The 19,950-nt window shown below is 58.2% G+C and carries 15 protein-coding genes and 1 tRNA gene; 12 read left to right on the top strand and 4 right to left on the bottom strand.

Annotated elements, in window-relative coordinates; translation table 11 throughout:
- Nucleotides 1–32: 32 nt before the first annotated feature.
- Nucleotides 33–108, bottom strand: a tRNA-Asn gene (locus KBA32_RS08230).
- A gap of 155 nt (nt 109–263) precedes the next feature.
- Here KBA32_RS08230 and KBA32_RS08225 point away from each other — a divergent pair.
- On the top strand, nt 264–2,003 hold the full coding sequence (locus KBA32_RS08225; RefSeq protein WP_294357357.1) for an AsmA-like C-terminal region-containing protein: 1,740 nt from the start codon (nt 264–266) through the stop codon (nt 2,001–2,003).
- A 67-nt stretch (nt 2,004–2,070) separates the two neighbouring features.
- Here KBA32_RS08225 and KBA32_RS08220 read toward each other — a convergent pair whose 3' ends face one another.
- Nucleotides 2,071–3,273, bottom strand: a complete 1,203-nt coding sequence (locus KBA32_RS08220) for an amino acid aminotransferase (protein ID WP_294357354.1) — start codon at nt 3,271–3,273, stop codon at nt 2,071–2,073.
- A 160-nt stretch (nt 3,274–3,433) separates the two neighbouring features.
- Between KBA32_RS08220 and uvrB the strand changes: the two genes are divergently transcribed.
- Entirely contained in the window at nt 3,434–5,491 is a 2,058-nt protein-coding gene (gene uvrB / locus KBA32_RS08215) for an excinuclease ABC subunit UvrB (protein ID WP_294357352.1), read from the top strand.
- 83 nt (nt 5,492–5,574) lie between these two features.
- On the opposite strand, the gene KBA32_RS08210 is transcribed toward uvrB, so the two are convergent.
- Complete coding sequence (locus tag KBA32_RS08210; RefSeq protein ID WP_294357350.1) at nt 5,575–8,319, bottom strand: Rne/Rng family ribonuclease; 2,745 nt, start codon at nt 8,317–8,319, stop codon at nt 5,575–5,577.
- A gap of 401 nt (nt 8,320–8,720) precedes the next feature.
- On the opposite strand from KBA32_RS08210, the gene KBA32_RS08205 reads away from it, so the two are divergent.
- The 6 genes from KBA32_RS08205 to KBA32_RS08180 all read left to right on the top strand — a co-directional run bounded on the left by KBA32_RS08205 (nt 8,721) and on the right by KBA32_RS08180 (nt 15,527).
- Nucleotides 8,721–9,728, top strand: a complete 1,008-nt coding sequence (locus KBA32_RS08205) for an RluA family pseudouridine synthase (RefSeq protein WP_294357349.1) — start codon at nt 8,721–8,723, stop codon at nt 9,726–9,728.
- Nucleotides 9,697–10,353 carry an HAD-IA family hydrolase gene (locus tag KBA32_RS08200; RefSeq protein WP_294357347.1) on the top strand — a complete coding sequence of 219 codons (657 nt, stop codon included), beginning with the start codon at nt 9,697–9,699 and terminating at the stop codon, nt 10,351–10,353. The genes KBA32_RS08205 and KBA32_RS08200 overlap by 32 nt, the downstream gene beginning before the upstream one ends.
- A gap of 115 nt (nt 10,354–10,468) precedes the next feature.
- Nucleotides 10,469–11,428, top strand: a complete 960-nt coding sequence (locus KBA32_RS08195; protein ID WP_294357345.1) for a S49 family peptidase — start codon at nt 10,469–10,471, stop codon at nt 11,426–11,428.
- A gap of 275 nt (nt 11,429–11,703) precedes the next feature.
- On the top strand, nt 11,704–14,151 hold the full coding sequence (locus KBA32_RS08190; protein WP_294357343.1) for a sodium-translocating pyrophosphatase: 2,448 nt from the start codon (nt 11,704–11,706) through the stop codon (nt 14,149–14,151).
- Nucleotides 14,152–14,466: 315 nt separating this feature from the next.
- Nucleotides 14,467–14,883: a hypothetical protein gene (locus tag KBA32_RS08185; protein ID WP_294357341.1), complete on the top strand. Its 417-nt coding sequence runs from the start codon at nt 14,467–14,469 to the stop codon at nt 14,881–14,883.
- A 23-nt stretch (nt 14,884–14,906) separates the two neighbouring features.
- The gene (locus KBA32_RS08180) at nt 14,907–15,527 is read left to right on the top strand and encodes a hypothetical protein (protein WP_294357340.1); all 621 of its coding nucleotides are present in this window, start codon (nt 14,907–14,909) and stop codon (nt 15,525–15,527) included.
- Between the two features lie 93 nt (nt 15,528–15,620).
- Here the strand turns inward: KBA32_RS08180 and KBA32_RS08175 are convergent, their stop codons facing one another.
- Complete coding sequence (locus KBA32_RS08175; RefSeq protein WP_294357338.1) at nt 15,621–15,743, bottom strand: hypothetical protein; 123 nt, start codon at nt 15,741–15,743, stop codon at nt 15,621–15,623.
- A 279-nt stretch (nt 15,744–16,022) separates the two neighbouring features.
- On the opposite strand from KBA32_RS08175, the gene pstS reads away from it, so the two are divergent.
- The 4 genes from pstS to pstB all read left to right on the top strand — a co-directional run bounded on the left by pstS (nt 16,023) and on the right by pstB (nt 19,780).
- Nucleotides 16,023–17,063, top strand: a complete 1,041-nt coding sequence (pstS, locus tag KBA32_RS08170; protein WP_294357337.1) for a phosphate ABC transporter substrate-binding protein PstS — start codon at nt 16,023–16,025, stop codon at nt 17,061–17,063.
- Nucleotides 17,064–17,138: 75 nt separating this feature from the next.
- Nucleotides 17,139–18,113 (top strand): phosphate ABC transporter permease PstC, encoded by a 975-nt coding sequence (pstC, locus tag KBA32_RS08165; RefSeq protein WP_294357335.1) that lies wholly within the window; start codon nt 17,139–17,141, stop codon nt 18,111–18,113.
- A gap of 7 nt (nt 18,114–18,120) precedes the next feature.
- On the top strand, nt 18,121–18,957 hold the full coding sequence (gene pstA / locus KBA32_RS08160; protein ID WP_294357333.1) for a phosphate ABC transporter permease PstA: 837 nt from the start codon (nt 18,121–18,123) through the stop codon (nt 18,955–18,957).
- Between the two features lie 19 nt (nt 18,958–18,976).
- Nucleotides 18,977–19,780, top strand: a complete 804-nt coding sequence (gene pstB, locus KBA32_RS08155; protein ID WP_367113761.1) for a phosphate ABC transporter ATP-binding protein PstB — start codon at nt 18,977–18,979, stop codon at nt 19,778–19,780.
- Nucleotides 19,781–19,950: the final 170 nt, after the last annotated feature.

The raw sequence follows: 19,950 nt of genomic DNA, 5'->3' as shown, positions 1-19,950 counted from the left end.
GATTGTGATTTCTCACAATCCCTTGAATTTCTTGGCTCCCCGACCTGGGCTCGAACCAGGGACCTACGGATTAACAGTCCGGCGCTCTACCGACTGAGCTATCGAGGAACAACGAAGCGCGCATTCTAGTCACTCACGACACCTTCGTCAACAATCTGCCTTCAATTTGCCAGCTAATGGATTCCAATCTGATCTATCTGAAAACCGCCTCGGGTGAGGAGGCAATGCACCAGAGAACCCGTGTGATGCAGAGGAATCTGCGTATGGTTCTTATCCTGGTTGACGGCAAGTCGACGGTATCGGACCTGGTATTGAAAATCGGTAATCAGGCGCTGACGGAGAGCGCGCTGGCCGAACTCGAAGCCGGCGGCTTCATCGCGCCACAGGCGGAACAGGATTCACTCTGGTCCGAGAGCAAGAAGGTTGCACAAGAGATCCGTAGCGCCGCGCTGAACAAGGCGATGCAGGTCGTCTCGCAGGACAAGGGAGCGACGGCCGCACCAGGCGTTGATGCGGGCTTCAGCTTGCCCGCGGACTCGGCGTTCAGTACCTCGGCGTTTCCATTCCCGCCCATGCCTTTCGCGAATACCGAGAAACCGGCCATACCGCCGGTTGTGGAAAAACCTGCCAAGCCGAAGAAATCCGACTTGGCGTCGGAGAAGGCGGGCGGTGGATTGGTGAAGTTGGCCGCGCGTATCAGGAGGCTTTTCTCCGGCGGGGAAGTGATCGAGTCTGCGAAAGTCTCCATCAAGCCGATTCGCCGCGGAGGGCGACGTGATTCGCTGACCTGGAGCGCCGTTGCGACGATTGCGTTCCTGTTCCTGATAGTGCTCGCCGTGCTGCTTGTGATGTTCTTCCCCTACAACCTCTTCCGTACTGACGTTGAGGCGGCAATCGAACAGGCCACGGGACAGCCGGTCACGGTGGGCGAAATTCGCGGCGAGGTTTACCCCAAACCGGGTCTTACGCTCGCCCATGTCAAAATCGGCAAGGATGAAAACGCTCTGAATATCGGCGAAGCGCATCTGTTGCCTGAGGTTGGAAGCTTGTTCGAACCGAAGATCCTTTTCCGCCAGGTCGTACTCAGCGGCGTTTCCTTGCCTGCCGAGTTGGTTGCTGAGCTGCCAAGGTTGTTTGCTTCGCTTGCATTGCCCGCGTCAAGATTCGGCCTGGAGAACATTCGCCTGGAGAAGACGGAATTGTCCTTCGCCGGACTTGTTCTCGAAGGCTTGGAAGGTGAAGTGCAGCGTGATGCCAAGGGCTTGTTCCAGGGGGTACAACTGAACTCGGCTGATCGTGGCACCAAACTGGAAGCAAAACCGGTCGGTGCCGGGCTCGAGGTAAAGCTCGATGCGCTCGCATGGCGCCCGTCGGAGGCGTCGCGCCTGGTTGTTAACTCGGCGAACCTCAAGGGTGTAGTTGAAGGCGGTGCGCTTACGCTCAGCGACATGGAGTTGCGAGTCTTTGACGGCGTCGTCAAAGGCGTGGCCGTACTCCGCGGGGACAAGGTCCGCACACTTACGGGTGAGGTGGCCTACGAGCGGATTGACGCGGCACGTCTTGGCGAAGCGCTCGGTGTTGGTCAGTTGCTGTCCGGCAGCGCGTCGGGAAATCTGCGCTTCTCGGCTATTTCGGAGAATTGGGCGACGATTTTCTCGACCATGGATGCGGATGGCGCATTTTCGCTGGATCGAGGCAGCATGCGTGGCATCGATCTGCCTGAGGCGGTGCGCCGGGTGTCGCGTGGTCCTGTCCAAGGTGGAGCGACGCAGTTCGAGCAGTTGTCTGGAAAGATCAAGGTAACGGATTCTGGTTACCAGGTTTCGGGCATCAGTATCAATTCGGGCTTGATGCAGTCATCGGGTAGTGCGGAGGTGAGCAAGGATTTGAAGCTCAAGGGCAGGATGGAGCTTCAAATGCGCGGTACGGCAAATCAGATGCGCGTTCCCGTGTCGCTCGGCGGTACGCTGATGGTTCCCGAGGTCAGGGCTGGGAACAACTGAATTCGTGACTGAAAACAAAGAGGCCGCTCAGTCAGACTGAACGGCCTCTTCTTCAGCTAACGCAAGATCAGAGAACAGTCACGATCGAGTCGGCAACGTAGTCGATGTTCTTGGTGTTGAGTGCGGCCAGGCAGATGCGGCCGGTGCTGACGGCGTAGATTCCGAACTCGCTTTGTAGACGAGCGACCTGCTCGGCCGAAAGTCCCGTATACGAGAACATCCCGCGCTGCGCCGTGACGAAGGAGAAGTCCTTGCTCGTACCGCGTGCCTTCAGTTTTTCGACGAGGCTGCTGCGCATCGTCCGGATGCGCACACGCATGGCGGCGAGTTCGTCTTCCCACATTTTCCGGAGTTCCGGGCTGGAGAGGACTGAGGCAACGACCGCACCGCCGTGCGTCGGCGGGTTCGAGTAGTTGGTCCGGATGACGCGCTTGACCTGCGACAGCACGCGTGCCGACTCGTCCTTGGAGGCGGTGACGATCGACAGGGCGCCGACGCGCTCGCCGTAGAGCGAGAACGACTTCGAGAACGAGCTCGAAATGAGGAACTGCAGACCGGAAGCGGCGAACAGGTTGAGCGCCAGCGCGTCTTCGGCGATGCCGTCGGCGAAGCCCTGGTAGGCCATGTCGATGAAGGCGATCAGGCCGCGTTCGCGCAGGATGGCGATGGTTTCAACCCATTGCGCTTCGCTCATGTCGGCGCCGGTCGGGTTGTGGCAGCAGGCGTGAAGGACGACGATCGATCCGGCCGGCAGCGTATTCAGCTTGGACTTCATTCCGTCGAAGTTGACCCCGCGCGTCGCGGCGTCGTAGTACGGGTAGATGTCGACCGGGAAGCCGGCGGCCTCGAACAGTGCGCGATGGTTTTCCCAGCTCGGATCGCTGATATACACCGTGGCGTTCGGCATCAATTGCTTGAGGTAATCGGCGCCGATCTTGAGCGCGCCGGTACCGCCCAGCGCTTGCGCCGTGACGACGCGACCTTCGGCCAACAGTTGCGAATCGGCGCCGAAGATCAGTTTTTGCACGGACTGGTTGTACGCCGGCGTCCCATCGATGGGCTGGTAACCGCGTGGCGGCATCGCTTCGAGACGTGCTTTTTCCGCGACTTTGACTGCATCGAGCAGCGGGATTTTTCCGTTGTCGTCGAAATAGACGCCAACACCCAAATTAACCTTGATCGAACGGGTGTCGGCGTTGAAGAGTTCGTTAAGTCCGATGATCGGGTCACGCGGAGCCATCTCTACGGCGGAGAATATTGATGAGGTCATCAGGCAGTCAATTCCAGTCGATGCGGCGCATTCCGGGCGTGAGTCAGGGGGATGCCCGGTGCCACAGGTTGATCAAAAAGCGGAGGGTTTCGGTGATACCTTCGGTCGCGGGAACAAGAGCCAAAGGCCCCGTTCCACGTAATCCACGTAAAATTCTAGCATGATGAATACACAAACAATTCCAGTAGTTACCTTCGAAGGCAGTCCCTTCCGTCTCCATCAGCCGTTTCAGCCGGCGGGCGATCAGCCGGAGGCGATTGCCAGACTCGTGGAAGGCCTTGAGGACGGATTGTCGTTTCAGACATTGCTCGGCGTGACTGGTTCGGGAAAGACCTACACGATGGCCAATGTCATCGCGCGGACGGGGCGTCCGGCGCTGATCCTCGCGCCGAACAAGACGCTCGCCGCGCAGCTGTATGCCGAATTCCGCGAGTTCTTTCCGGAAAATGCGGTCGAGTATTTCGTCTCCTACTACGACTACTACCAGCCGGAAGCCTATGTTCCTTCGCGCGATCTGTTCATCGAGAAGGACTCGGCGATCAACGAACACATCGAGCAGATGCGCCTCTCTGCGACGAAGAGCCTGCTTGAGCGCCGCGATTGCGTGATCGTGGCGACGGTGTCGTGCATCTACGGTATCGGCGACCGCGACGAATACCATCAGATGATCCTGACGATGCGCGTCGGTGACCGCATGGGCCAGCGCGACATCATCAAGCGCTTGTCCGAGATGCAATACGAGCGTAACGAAACCGATTTCCGGCGCGGCACGTTCCGGGTACGCGGCGACATCATCGACGTGTTTCCCGCGGAAAACGCCGAGAACGCGATCCGGATTTCCTTGTTCGACGACGAAATCGACGGCCTGCAGCTCTTTGATCCGCTGACCGGCCATCTGCAGGCGAAGGTGATCCGATACACGGTGTTCCCCTCGTCGCACTACGTGACGCCGCGTGCGACGGTGTTGCGCGCGATCGAGGCGATCAAGGACGAATTGCGCGACCGCATCGAGTTCTTCAACCGTGAAGGGCGGCTTGTCGAAAGCCTGCGCATCGAGCAACGGACCCGCTTCGACCTCGAAATGCTCGACCAGTTGGGTTTCTGCAAGGGCATCGAAAACTACTCGCGGCATCTTTCCGGACGCTTGGCCGGGGAGCCGCCGCCGACGCTGATCGATTACTTGCCGGCCGATGCCTTGATGTTCATCGACGAGTCGCACGTGGCGATCTCGCAGGTTGGCGGCATGTACAAGGGCGACCGTTCGCGCAAGGAAAACCTCGTTAACTATGGTTTCCGTCTGCCGTCGGCGCTCGACAACCGTCCACTCAAGTTCGAGGAATACGAGCTTCTGTTGCGCCAGACGATCTTCGTCTCGGCGACGCCGGGCGACTATGAAAACGAACACCAGGGGCAAGTCGTCGAGCAGGTCGTGCGTCCGACCGGACTCGTCGATCCCACGATCATCGTGCGTCCGGCAGCGACGCAGGTCGATGATCTGTTGTCGGAAATCAGATCGCGCGTCGCTCGGAACGAACGTGTGCTGGTGACCACCTTGACCAAGCGGATGTCGGAGGAACTGACCGAGTACCTTGGCGAGAACGGAATCCGCGTGCGTTACCTTCATTCCGATATCGATACGGTTGAGCGCGTCGAAATCATTCGCGACCTTCGCCTGGGCGAGTTCGACGTTCTGGTCGGCATTAACCTCCTGCGTGAAGGGCTCGACATTCCCGAGGTGTCGCTGGTCGCGATCCTTGACGCGGACAAGGAGGGTTTCCTGCGCTCAGAGCGCTCGCTGATCCAGACGGTCGGACGTGCCGCTCGGCACCTCAACGGTACCGCGATTCTCTATGGGGATCGCGTCACCGGATCAATGCAGCGTGCGATTTCCGAGACCGAGCGGCGGAGGACCAAGCAGATTCACTTCAACGAGGAGAACGGCGTTGTCCCGAAAGGCGTGACCAAACGAATCAAGGACATCATCGATGGCGTCTACGATGCCGAAACAGCTCAACGGGAACACAAGGTTGCGCAGCAGAAGGCAGGCTACGAGGCGATGAGTGAAAAGGCATTGACTCGGGAAATCAAACGTCTGGAAAAGGAAATGGCCGATCACGCGCGCAATCTCGAGTTTGAGAAGGCAGCTGTCGCGCGTGATGAGCTTTTCAAGCTGAAGGAACAACTGTTCGGCGTTGCGAAGCACGACAGCGAAGCCTGATCTCCGGTGGCGAAACGATATAAAGACTGAGGGCGCTTGCGCGCCCTCAGTCACTGCTTACAGCCGTAATGTCTCGACCGGTGTTACTTGCTGGTTTCCACCATCACCAACGGCTCGTCGCTGGTCGAAACGACTTGCGGACGCCGCCGCCGTGGCTTGGGGGGCGCCGGTACGGCAGTCTCTTCCTCGGGTTGCCACGCCTTGATCTTATCGCCGCTGGTTTCAACCATGACCAGTCCGCTCGATTGCAGCGTGGTTTCGAGATTAACCGGTGCTGGTACGAGTTGAGAAATCTCGGAGGGTGTGGTCGCGGCGACTTCGATCGGAGCCGCCGTCTCCTCGGTCGAAACCGTTTCCTCGACGTTGGCGACGATGGCCTCGTCACTCGCAGCGACGGTGGCGGCCTGTTCTTCGATGAGGGTTGTTACGCTTGCTACCGGTGTTTCTGTCGTTGCAAGCGCGACAGGTGATTCTTGCGCTGCGGGAACTGCGCTGACGACCGGGGTTTCGACCGAGATTTCGGACTCGCTTGCAGGTAATGCTTCCTGCTTCGTTTCGTCGCCAGCAATCGGGGCGATAGCCGTTTCAACGGCAGTTTCAACCGGTGCCAGGCTTTCGGCCGCAGGATTCTCGGTAGCGGTCACGTCGGCGCCTATGGCACTGGCGGCGACAACCACCTCTGTGCTTTCCGCTATTTCGGACGATTGCGTTCCAACCCGGTTCTCTGTGCGCTCACCCCGTTCGCGACGACCGCCGCGACGACCGCGGCGACGAGCAGCGCCGTTGCCGCCATCGCCACTCGGGGCCTTGTCTTCGGCACCGACGGTCTCCGGCAGCACTTCCTTGACCTCGGCGACAACCGGGCTCTGAGACTCCTTCTTCTCAGGGCGTGGCTCGCGCTGGCGGCGTGGTTCGCGTGCCTCCTTTGGCTCGCGCGGCTTCTGATTCTCTTCGCGTGCCGGTGCCTGGGTCGGACGAGCTTCCTTCGGCTCGCGGTTCGGGCGGGGCTCGCGTCCTTCCCGCTCCTCGTCACGGCGGTTGCTGTTCCTCCCACCGCGTTTGCCGTCGCGCTGCGAGTTGCTTCTCGGCTTGCGTTCGGGTTTTGGCGCGGCGACGGGTTCGGGTTCCTTGCGGAACCAGGAAAGAATCTTGGCAAAGAATCCCTTCTCGGCTTTCTCTTCAGGCTCTTTCGTTTTTTCCGGAACGATCGGAGCGGGTTGCGATGGCGTGATTCCCTTGATCGCAGCCTCTTGGCGCGGAGCGCGTGTTTCGTGTGCCGCAGCCGCTTGCTTGTTGTTCTCTTCCGACGGCACGTCGACCATCTTGTATGATGGTTGCTGCAGGTCATCCTGATTGAGCTCGTCGTGACGCAGGCGGACGATACTGTGCTGCGGTGTCTCGAGATGGATGTTAGGAATCAACAGGACGCTGACCTTGTGGCGCAACTCGATCGCCTGAATATCCTGGCGTTTCTCGTTGAGCAGGAAGGTGGCGACATCCACGGGCACCTGCGTATGGACGGCCGCTGTGTTGTCCTTCATGGCTTCCTCTTCGAGGATGCGCAGAATGTGCAGCGCCGCCGATTCGGCGCTGCGGATGTGGCCAGTCCCGGAGCAGCGCGGGCAGGGGATGTAGCTCGTCTCGGCCAGGGCAGGGCGCAGGCGCTGGCGGGACAATTCCATCAAGCCAAAGCGGCTGATCTTGCCAGTCTGCACGCGCGCGCGGTCGAGGCGCAGTCCGTCACGCATGCGGTTCTCAACCTCGCGCTGATTGCGCTGGTTTTCCATGTCGATGAAGTCGATGATGATCAAACCGCCCAGGTCGCGCAGGCGCAACTGGCGCGCAACTTCCTCGGCCGCTTCGAGGTTCGTCTTGAACGCGGTTTCTTCAATGTCGGCACCGCGCGTCGAGCGACCCGAGTTGACGTCGACCGAGACCAGCGCTTCGGTATGGTCGATGACGATGGCGCCACCCGACGGCAGGTTGACTTGCCGCGAGTACGCCGACTCGATCTGGTGCTCGATCTGGAAACGCGAGAAGAGCGGAACGTCGTCCCGATAACGCTTGATCCGGTTGACCGTCGCCGGCATCACGTGCGCCATGAACTGGCGCGCCTGTTCGTAAACGTCGTCGGTGTCGATCAGGATTTCGCCAATATCTGGCTGGAAGTAATCGCGGATTGCACGAATGACCAAGCTGCCTTCCTGATAGATCAGGAAGGCGCCCTTTTGCTGGTTGGCCGCACCTTCGATGGCTTTCCAGAGCTGCATCAGGTAGTTCAAGTCCCATTGTAGTTCTTCGGCCGAACGACCGATCGCCGCAGTGCGGGCGATCAGACTCATACCCTGAGGAACCTGCAACTGATCCATCACGTCGCGCAACTCGGCACGCTCGTCACCTTCGACACGGCGCGAAACACCGCCGCCGCGCGGATTGTTCGGCATCAGAACGAGATAGCGGCCAGCGAGGCTGACAAATGTGGTCAGGGCGGCACCCTTGTTGCCGCGTTCATCCTTGTCGACCTGGACAATCAGTTCCTGGCCTTCACGCAAGGCCTCCTTGATCGTGGCGCGATTGGCCTCGACGCCCGGCTGAAAGTAGATTCGGGAAATTTCCTTGAACGGAAGGAAACCATGGCGCTCAGCACCGTAATCGACAAATGCGGCTTCAAGGCTGGGCTCGATGCGCGTGATTACGGCTTTGTAAATGTTGCTTTTCTTCTGTTCCTTGGCGGCCGATTCAATGTCGAGGTCAACGAGTTTCTGGCCATCAACAATGGCGACACGGAGTTCCTCGGCCTGTGTCGCGTTAAAAAGCATGCGTTTCATAAATGGGCTCCCACGCGCAAATACAGGGGAGCGCCTCGTGCAGGCAGCGACGAATTAGTTGTGGGAGGTGTGCTTCATGGGCATTCCGTCAAGGCAACTAAATGGGGATGTCTTCGCTGATAAATCTTCTCTAAACCTTGAAAACTCAAGGTCCGTGAATCTGCTTGGGGCGATCCTGAGGTGCTAGGCGCGCGCAAATCAAGTAGTATCGCTACTTTTGGTGAGCGTACTTAACCAGGTGATTTGCACTTGTTTGATCTTGCACAGGTTGGTGCAAGCGATGCAACTGATGCCTGCCGGAAAGTGCGTCGCAATTACAAATGAATCGGCGCCGCTCGACGGTCTCACGGGTCAGCGCCTCTTTCAGACAGAGACGCAAATCGAATTCAGTATATTTCAAAATGGCTGAAGTTAGCAAAAAATCCGTAACACAGGCCATTGTTTCCGAAGATGACCATGGACAGCGCATCGATAACTTTCTCCTGAAAGTATGCAAGGGGGTGCCCAAGAGCCACGTCTACCGTATTGTCCGAAGTGGCGAAATCCGGGTTAACAGCAAACGTGTTGATGCGTCATATCGCCTTCAGACCGGTGATGTTTTGCGCATTCCGCCTATCCATATTGCGCATCGCGCGGAAGAAATCGTGGCTGGCGCCGAGTTCAATACAGCATTGCCGATCATTTACGAAGACGACGCGTTACTGGTTGTGGATAAACCCGCGGGGATCGCCGTCCACGGCGGGAGTGGTGTCAGTTTTGGCGTGATCGAAGCGCTGCGTCGACAGCGTCCGCAATCGCGATTTCTTGAATTGGCGCACCGGCTGGATCGGGAGACTTCGGGAATATTATTGGTTGCCAAGAAACGAAGTGCCTTGACCGCGTTGCACGACATGTTTCGGGAAGGTGCTCTTGGCGGTGGTGCGCGAACGACCGACAAGCGCTATCTCGTGCTGGTCAAGGGGCGGTGGATGGACGTGCTGCGGCACGTAAAACTGCCGTTGCACAAGTATCTGCTTGAATCCGGAGAGCGCCGGGTTCGTGTCGCCGACGACGGCAAGGCATCGCATACCGTTTTTCGGCTCCTTGGGCGTTGGCAAAACTTCAGTCTGCTAGAAGCGGAACTTAAGACGGGGCGTACCCATCAGATACGCGTTCATCTCGCTCACCTGGGTTATCCGATCGCGGGGGACGAAAAATACGGTGACTTTGCGCTCAACCGCAAACTGCAAAAGGCGGGGCTGAAACGAATGTTCTTGCACGCGTGGAAAATTCGCTTCTCTCATCCACTGAGTGGCGATGAGATGCAACTGGAAGCGCCGTTGCCGACAGCCCTGGAGAGTTTCGTCCTCCAGATATCGAACAGTGAATCACAGGATTATGGGCAAGAATTTCGATCTCCTGGTGTTTGACTGGGATGGGACGCTGCTGGATTCGACTGGCGCGATCGTTTTCGCCATTCAGGCGGCGTGTCGTGATCTTGGTTTGCCGGAGCCTTCCAATGCCCGGGCATCTCACGTGATCGGCCTTGGACTTGCCGACGCGCTGCGTTACGCCGTTCCGACGCTGACGGAAGAACGGTTTCCGCAGATGATCGAGCGTTACCGGTATCACTATTTGTCTCGTGACCATGAGCTTGATCTCTTTTCCGGCGTCTTTGATCTGGTTTCCGGGTTGCATACTGCCGGGTTTCACCTGGCTGTCGCGACCGGAAAAAGCAGGGTGGGGCTTGGTCGTTCCATGGCGCGGAGCGGATTGGCGAAGTTTTTTTCGGCGACGCGTTGTGCTGATGAGTGTCATTCAAAGCCGCATCCGCAAATGTTGGAGGAGCTGTTGTCGGAGTTCTTTCTTCCTCCAGAGCGCGCGCTGATGATCGGAGACACGACGCACGATTTGCAGATGGCCTCAAACGCCGGTGTATCCGCCTTGGCTGTCGCCTACGGTGCGCATCCAGCCGATCTTCTTGATTCTATGAGTCCGCTCGCCCGACTGCATTCGGTCAAGGAGCTGGGTGAGTGGTTGTGCAAAAACGCCTGAACGTGTGGCGTGGCATCGTGTGGGAAAGTCGCCTGTCTTGCACGCTATACTCTGAACAGGCGAATCCGCCTTCCGTCGAAATAGTTAGATTCATTTTATTGCCTGAGTAATCGCCTTGGATACCCCTGAAACCAATCCGAACTGGGAGCGAAGACTCCTGGAGAAAATCGCCTTCGCGTCCATCAAGGAGCAAAGGGCAAGGCGCCGATGGGGGATTTTCTTCAAGTTGGCAGTTCTTGCCTATCTGATCGCAGGGCTTGTCTTGCTCGTCGATTGGGAGGTGGGGTCGGAGAAACTGGCGGATGGGAAGCACACGGCTCTTGTCAACGTGCGCGGGGTGATCAATTCGACGGGTGATGCTACGGCTGAGAAGATCAACGGCGCCTTGCAGTCGGCTTTTGAAGATAAAAGAACAGCGGGTGTGATTCTGCGCATCAACAGCCCGGGGGGGAGTCCGGTTCAGTCGGGTATCGTTTACGACGAGATTCGCCGTCTGCGTGCCAAGTACCCGGATATCGCCTTGTACGTTGTCGTCGAGGATCTGTGCGCCTCCGGCGGCTATTACATCGCTTCGGCAGCGGACAGGATATTCGTGGATAAAGCGAGTGTTGTCGGATCGATTGGCGTGCTGATGGATGGTTTTGGCTTTACGGGCACGATGGAACGGCTTGGTGTCGAGCGCAGGTTATTGACTGCAGGCAACAACAAGGGATTTTTGGATCCATTTTCGCCGCAAGACGAAAAGCAGAAGGAGCACGCACAGCTGTTGTTGAGCGAGATCCATCAGCAGTTTATTGATGTCGTCCGCCAAGGGCGCGGAAAGCGCCTGAAAGAGACGCCGGAGATGTTCTCCGGGCTCATGTGGACGGGTAGCCAAAGTGTAGCGATGGGACTGGCTGACGGATACGGGACGGTCGACTCGGTAGCCAGGGATTTGATCAAGGTCGAAAAAGTCCTCGACTATTCGATCAAGGAAAATATTGCCGAGCGTTTCGCCAAGCGCCTTGGGGCTGAAGTGGGGCAGTCAATTGCGTTGAAGGTGTTGGGTGGCGGAGAGGGTGTGTTGATTCACTGAGTGATGTGAACGGCAGATCGGTTTGTGAAAAAATGGCCCTTGTCGACGATTTGGGCCGCTGTGAGTGTTCGTACACGCAATGTGCAAGCCGTCCGACATATCCGCGACCATGTCGGGCGGGTTTGGTTCCCCGGTGATTGTGTGAATTCCCCCTCGGGTGTAGACTTAAAGTAGGCCAAGACGCGAAAAAAACGCGACTTGCGCCGCTTTCGTTTCAACTCCTCCTCGCATTTGTCACCGGTCTTACCGCCGGGAACACCAACAAAGGGAAAGTCATGACATTGAAACTGAACCGCCTCATACTTGGCTTGCTGCTTGGTTCGGCAGCGCAACTCTCGCATGCTAGTTCAGAAGCAAACCTGGTACTGCCCAATCTCGGCGACGCTGCGTTGGCGAGTTTTCTGGGCGGCATGACCGGGTGGCAGTTGCTTGCTTATGGACTCATCGTCTGCATCGCCGGTCTGGCGTTTGGCGCAATCGTCTATGGCCAGATCAAGGCAATGCCGGTGCATCGCTCGATGGCGGAAGTCAGCGAACTGATCTACGAAACCTGCAAGACGTACATGGTGACGCAGGGCAAGTTCATCCTGCTGCTCGAGGTATTCATCGGCGTAATCATCGTTGCGTACTTTGGCTGGGTTCAGCACATGGTCGCGTCGGAGGTCGCGCTGATTCTGGTCTTCTCCCTGATCGGTATCGCGGGTTCATTTGGTGTTGCCTGGTTCGGTATTCGGATCAACACGCTGGCTAACAGCCGTGCCGCCTTTGCCTCGCTTGAAGGCAAGGCTTACCCGGTATATTCGATCCCGATGAAGTCGGGTATCTCGGTTGGCATGATGCTGATTTCGACCGAACTGTTGATGATGCTTGGCATCCTGCTGTTCGTTTCGCCTGAACTCGCCGGTAAGTGCTTTATCGGTTTCGCGATCGGTGAGTCGCTTGGAGCTTCCGCACTGCGTATCGCCGGCGGCATCTTCACCAAGATTGCCGACATCGGTTCCGATCTGATGAAGATCGTCTTCAAGGTCAAGGAAGATGATCCCCGTAACCCTGGCGTTATCGCTGACTGCACCGGTGACAATGCCGGCGACTCGGTTGGCCCGACGGCTGATGGTTTCGAAACCTACGGCGTGACCGGCGTTGCGCTGGTCAGCTTCATCCTGCTGGCTGTTCCGGAAGCTGCCGTTCAAGTTCAGCTGCTGGTCTGGATCTTCGTCATGCGCGTCATGATGATCATCGCCTCCGGTGTTTCCTACATCGGCAACGAAATGGTCATGAAGGGCAAGTACGGAAACGCCGCCCGGTTCGACTTCGAAGCACCGCTGACATCGCTGGTCTGGGTGACGTCGATCGTCTCGCTGGTGTTCACGTTCATCGTTTCGAAGTTGCTGATCGGTAACATCGCGATTGGGGGCACCGTGTACGCGAACCTCTGGTGGCAGCTTTCGCTGATCATCACCTTCGGCACGCTCGCCGGCGCGATCATCCCGGAAGTCGTTAAGGTCTTCACATCGACCAATTCCCGCCACGTCAAGGAAGTCGTTACGGCTTCCCGTGAAGGTGGTGCGAGCCTGAACATTCTTGCCGGTCTGACGGCGGGTAACTTCTCGGCCTTCTGGATGGGCTTGGTGATCGTTTTGCTGATGGCCGGTGCTTATCTTGTTTCGCAAGGTGAGTTGGCGCAGGTGATCAACCCGGATGCGGCCAAGGCCGGCATCATGGCGGCGGTCTTCTCGTTCGGCCTGGTGGCTTTCGGCTTCCTCGGCATGGGCCCGGTGACGATCGCGGTTGACAGCTATGGCCCGGTGACGGACAACGCCCAGTCGGTTTACGAACTGTCGACGATCGAACAGATCCCTGGCATCGAACGCGAGATTAAGGACACCTTTGGTATCAAGGTTAACTTTGAAAAAGCCAAGGAACTGCTCGAAGAAAACGATGGCGCTGGCAACACCTTCAAGGCAACGGCAAAACCGGTGTTGATCGGTACGGCGGTTGTCGGTGCGGCGACCATGGTCTTCTCGATCATCATGCTCCTGACCAACGGTCTGGTTGACAACGTCAGCCATCTGTCGATGCTGCACCCGCCGTTCCTGCTCGGTCTGATCACCGGCGGCGCGACGATCTTCTGGTTCTCGGGCGCTTCGACCCAGGCTGTTTCGACCGGTGCCTATCGTGCTGTCGAGTTTATCAAGAACAACATGCGACTCGATGAAGGCTCGACCAAGGCCAACGTCGCCGACAGCAAGCGCGTTGTGGCCATCTGTACGCAATACGCACAGAAGGGCATGTTCAACATCTTCATGGCTGTGTTCTTCGGTACGCTGGCCTGCGCGTTCATCGAGCCGTTCTTCTTCATTGGCTACCTGATCTCGCTAGCGATCGTCGGCCTTTATCAGGCTGTCTTCATGGCGAATGCCGGTGGTGCATGGGACAACGCGAAGAAGATCGTCGAGACGGAATTGCGTGCCAAGGGTACGGAATTGCACGCAGCGGCGGTTGTTGGTGACACCGTTGGCGATCCGTTCAAGGATACGTCGTCGGTCGCTATGAACCCGATCATCAAGTTCACCACGCTGTTTGGTTTGTTGGCGGTTGAAATGGCTGTTGGCTTTGTCGCCCAAGGGCAACAGGGTCTTGCATGGGCGCTGGCAGCGGTGTTCATGGCGTTGAACCTGTTCTTTGTCTATCGCAGCTTCTACGGCATGCGTATCGAAGGCTAGGTTGTAACAGTAGCTTGGGGGCGCCGGCTCGGCGCTCGACGTAAAGTGAAGTGGCCGGCGGAAACGCCGGCCACTTCTTTTAGTGCGCCCGGCAGGGCGCACTCACTTGGAGGTGAAAGTCCTCTACTCGCCTGACCCGACTTTGACACTTTCGAGGCACATATTTGGGTGACCTCTAGCAACGGTGCGGGTTTTCGGGGAGCAAGCCGCAAAACGCCTGGATACATGGATTGTTGATTTTCTCGCGAGGAGGCCGCTACGATAGGGCTCATGTACCTACGCGAGAGCAAACAACGACGTGCGGATGGCAGTGTCGTGACCTACCTGCAACTGGCGGAGAATGTCTGGGATGCCACCAAGGGACGGTCGCAAGCGAGCATCGTGCATAACTGCGGTCGCGCCGACGATCCGGACGTTGTTGAACGGCTGCGCCGACTGGCCAAGAGCATCCTGCGCCGCTGCTCGCCGGAGGAGATCGTTGGCGCCGGTGGCGACTGGCGGCTGATCTGCGCCTGGCCCTATGGCGACGTTTACGTCCTCGAAACCCTCTGGAAACAGTTGGGCATCGACGCCATTGTGCGGCAACAAGCCGGCACGCGACATTTCGGCTTCGACGTCGAACGCGCCCTGTTCGCGCTGGTGGCCAATCGCGCCTGTGCCCCGCCTCGAAACTCTACTGCCATGAGCAGTGGCTCAAGGAAGACGCGCATATCGACGGAACGCAAGAACTGAAGCTGCACCAGCTCTACCGCGCCATGGATTTTCTGGAAGCGAACAAGGACGCCATCGAAGCCGCCATCTTCCACCGGGTGGCCGACTTGCTTAATCTCGACGTAGACGTGGTCTTCTACGACACCACCTCGCTGCACTTCGAGATTGACGACGAAGACACGGGCGACAAGAACGGAAACGTCCGGGGCAGCGAAGTTTCCGGCCACAAGACCTACGCTGCGCCGCGTCAGCGGGGGCACAGCAAGAACGGTCGCGGTGATGCGCCCCAGATCGTCGTTGGTATGGCGGTCACCCTGACGGCCGAAGACATGGCGCTGGGCTACAAACAGCAGCAGCGCGTGGAAGAAGCCTGGCGGACGATGAAGAGCGGACTGAAGATGCGCCCGGTGTTCCACTGGGCGCCGCATCGCATTCACGCCCACATCGCCATCACCGTCCTGTCCCTGCTGCTGGAGCGAACCGCCGAGTACGCGTGTCAGGATACATGGCGCAATATCCGCGACGACCTCAAACAGGTTCAACGGGCGCTATTGTCCAGCCCCAACGGCCGCGTCTGGCAGGTCACCGAGCCGTCACCTTCGGCATCTAACCGATTGAAAGCATTGAAAATAAAGCCGCCCAAGCCGATCCTGAATCTGGATTGAGCACCTTCTTCGCCTAGATACACACCCATTTTTGCAACTTCGCCCAAAGCCTTGCGCCATGCAGCTTCCCGACAGGTGTGTTACTTGGCGGTGTCAAAGTCGGGGCTGACCGCACTCTTCGAGCGCCGTCATCGAGGGATCGTTGTCAAACGCATTGTCCCCGCGCACCAGTTTGGGTTTCCTGTGTGCAGGCAACTCGTCGAGAATCTTCAGCAATCCCGGCTGACTCCTTCATCTTGTCCGGAATCCGCAGACTGTCTCAATTCCGGCTATTTTGCGAGTCGTCAAGTGAGGTTTTTAGGATGAAGCGCTGCAGCGGGGTGAGGTGACCAATATCGTCAAAGCCTGAAACTTGCACGGAACGCTGTGGCGTATATCCGACAGGTATAGCTGCCTTCGAGCTCCACTGGTTTTGTTCTGTAACGCAGATGTAACAATCGCCCACTAAGCTTGAAACACTCAGTAATCAGACAGTTTCATTCAGGAGAACAACATATGAAATCGATCAAGTGGCTTGCACTTTCCGTCATGGCAGCTTCTGTCTCCCTTTCCGTACAAGCCGCCGAAATCACCGGCGCGGGCGCTTCGTTCCCGGCGCCGATCTACGCCAAGTGGGCCGATGCTTACCAGAAGGCGACCAACAACCGCGTCAACTACCAGTCGATCGGTTCTGGCGGCGGTATCAAGCAGATCACGGCCAGGACGGTCGATTTCGGCGCCTCCGACATGCCGTTGAAGCCTGAAGTCCTGGAGAAGGACGGTCTGGTCCAGTTTCCGACCGTCATCGGCGGTGTCGTGCCGGTGGTTAACCTCGCCGACGTCAAGCCGGGCGAACTGAAACTGACGGGTCCCGTCCTGGCCGACATCTACATGGGCAAGATCCTCAAGTGGAACGACAAGGCGATCGCCGAGTTGAACCCGAACATCAAGTTGCCTGAACAGGACATCGGCGTCGTTCGTCGTGCCGACGGTTCCGGCACCACCTTCATTTTCAGCAACTACCTGTCCAAGGTCAGTGCGGACTGGAAGCAGAAGGTCGGCGAGGGCACGGCCGTGCAATGGCCTGCCGGACTTGGCGGCAAGGGCAACGAGGGCGTTTCGGCCTTCGTGCAGCGCTTGCCCGGCTCGATCGGCTATGTCGAATACGCCTACGCCAAGCAGAACAAGCTGACCCACGTACTCCTGAAAAATGCCGCGGGCAACTTCGTCGCGCCGGATGACCAGGCTTTCAAGGCAGCGGCCGCTGATGCCGACTGGACCAAATCGGCATTCGCCGAGATCCTGACCGAGCAGGCCGGCAAGGACGCTTGGCCGATCACCGGGGCTACGTTCATCCTGATGCATAAGGTTGAAGACAAGCCCGCACAAGCGGCCGAAGCGCTCAAGTTCTTCGAATGGTCGTACAAAAATGGCGGCAAGATGGCCGAGGAGCTAGACTACGTCGCCTTGCCGGAGCGCCTGATCAAGCTGATCTCCGCTTCCTGGTCGCAAATCAAGGACTCCAGCGGCAAGCCCGTTTTCTCCAGCGGAAAGTAATCGCTGAAAACGTAATTGGCTGAGCCACTCGAGAGTGGCTCAACCTTATTGCAACATTTCCTTGCCGATCCCTTAATGAGTACGACACGAAATTCCGCTGCTGCCGGATCTGGCGTCAGTCGCAAGTTTGGTGACTGGTTCTTCTTCAACCTCACCCGCGCCTTTGCGGCACTGACCTTGCTGGTGCTGGCGGGCATCATCATTTCCCTGGTCGTTGGCTCCTGGCCGGCGATCGAGAAGTTTGGCCTTCGCTTCCTCTGGACGCGCGACTGGAATCCGCCGGCCGAGGAGTTCGGCGCGCTGATCCCCATCTACGGAACGATCGTTACTTCGCTGATCGCGCTCATCATCGCCGTGCCGGTGAGCTTCGGGATCGCGTTGTTCCTCACCGAGTTGTCGCCCGTCTGGCTTCGCCGGCCGCTGGGCACCGCCATCGAACTGCTCGCGGCGATCCCGTCCATCGTCTACGGCATGTGGGGCCTGATGGTATTCGTGCCGATCTTCTCGAAATACGTGCAACCGCTGCTTTCCAGCACGGTGGGCAAACTGCCGCTGGTCGGAAGTCTGTTTGCCGGTGCGCCGCTTGGCATCGGCATTCTCACCGCCGGCATCGTTCTGGCCATCATGATCATTCCGTTCATCGCCTCGGTAATGCGCGACGTCTTCGAAGTGACACCGCCGATGCTCAAGGAGTCGGCTTACGGCCTCGGGGCGACGACCTGGGAGGTCGTCTGGAGCATCGTGCTGCCCTATACGAAGATTGGCGTTATCGGCGGCATCATGCTCGGCCTCGGGCGCGCGCTGGGCGAAACCATGGCCGTGACGTTCGTCATCGGCAACAGCAGTTCCCTGTCCAACATCTCGCTCTTTGCGCCGGGCAACAGCATCACCTCGACCCTGGCCAACGAATTTGGCGAGGCGTCGCCGGGCGTCTACACCGCGTCGCTGATTGAACTGGGGCTGATACTTTTCCTCATTACCCTGATCGTGCTGGTTTTTTCCAGACTGCTCCTGCTGCGCCTGGCGAAGCAGGAAGGGAAAAAGTCCTGAGGCCGCCATGGATCTACTTAAAAAACGACAGCTCTACAACAAGGTCGCCTTGACCTTGTCCATGCTCGCGATGGCTTCCGGTTTGTTCTGGCTCATCTGGATCTTGTTTACGACCCTGCAGCTTGGCATTTCCGGGATGTCGCTCGATCTGTTCACCCAGATGACGCCACCGCCGAATACCCCGGGTGGTGGCCTGGCGAACGCGATCTCCGGCAGTCTGGTGCTGGTCGGGTTGGCGACGCTGGTCGGTACGCCGATCGGAATCCTCGCCGGCGTCTATCTCGCCGAGTACGGTCAGCGAACCTGGCTTGGACGCACCACGCGCTTCATCAACGGCATTCTGTTATCGGCGCCGTCGATCGTGATTGGCCTCTTTGTCTATGCGTTCTATGTCGAAAGAACCGGGCACTTCTCGGGCTTCTCGGGCGTCATCGCCTTGGCGCTGATGGTCATTCCGGTCGTTCTCTCGACCACCGAGAACATGCTCAGGCTTGTGCCCGATTCGCTGCGCGAGGCCGCCTTTGCGCTCGGAGCGCCGAAGCACGCGGTCATCATGCGAGTCGCGCTCAAGTCATCGATGGGCGGTGTGATTACAGGCATCCTGCTCGCCGTGGCCCGGATTTCGGGAGAGACCGCGCCATTGCTCTTCACCACGCTATCGAACCAGTTCTGGAGCCTTGACCTTGACAAGCCGATGGCGAATCTGCCAATGACCATTTTCAAGTTCGCGATGAGTCCTTTCAAGGATTGGCAGGAACTCGCCTGGGCCGCCGTATTCCTGATCACGCTCGGCGTGCTGGGCCTGAATATCCTTGCTCGCGTACTTTTTCGCGCCAAGCACTAATTGTGAAGCGATTCAAACGATGAACAAGACAAATCAATCGCCCGCCATGACTGACGAAAACTCGCGCCTTGATGTGCAGATGGCTTTCAGGAATGTCGATTTCTACTACGGCAAGTACCACGCGCTGAAGTCGATCAACCTGGAAATCTACAAGCGCCGCGTCACCGCCTTCATCGGCCCGTCGGGCTGCGGCAAATCGACCTTGTTGCGCACCATGAACCGGATGTACGACCTGTATCCGGAGCAGCGAGCCACCGGTGAGCTGGTGCTCGACGGGCAGAACATCTTCGACCGCAACGTGGACGTCAACGCGCTGCGCGCCAAGGTCGGCATGGTCTTCCAGAAGCCGACGCCGTTTCCGATGTCGATTTACGACAACATCGCCTTCGGCGTGCAACTGAACGAGCGGCTGCGCAAACGTGAAATGGAAGAGCGCGTCGAGTGGGCGCTGAGAAAAGCGGCACTCTGGTCAGAGACGAAGGACAAACTTCACCAGAGCGGCATGAGCCTCTCCGGTGGTCAGCAACAGCGGCTGTGCATCGCCCGCGGCATTGCCGTCAAGCCGGAAGTACTCCTGCTTGATGAACCGACCTCGGCGCTCGACCCGATCTCGACCGCGAGTATCGAAGAACTTATTTCAGAATTGAAGGCCGAGTTCACGATTGCAATCGTTACCCACAACATGCAGCAAGCGGCGCGCATTTCGGACTACACGGCCTACATGTACCTGGGCGAGATGGTCGAGTACGGCGTTACCGATCAGATCTTCATCAAGCCCAGGCACAAGCAGACCGAAGACTACATCACCGGGCGTTTCGGCTGACGTTCGCTGATTGACGATAGTGGTCCCCGTTTTCGAGACAGCGGTTTAAGCTGTGCGCTGTCATAAGGGATGCGGTAATGGGCGAAGCAAAGAAGCGGAAGGTTCCCAGTCCGGAGTTCAAGGCGAAGGTGGGTTTGGAGGCCTTGCGTGGCGTGAAGACGATCAACGAG

The organism is Propionivibrio sp. (assembly GCF_017995515.1).
In the GTDB taxonomy this organism is placed as follows: Bacteria; Pseudomonadota; Gammaproteobacteria; order Burkholderiales; family Rhodocyclaceae; genus Propionivibrio.
Note: the sequence above shows the minus strand (reverse complement) of the source record. Positions and strands in the feature narration are given on the sequence as shown.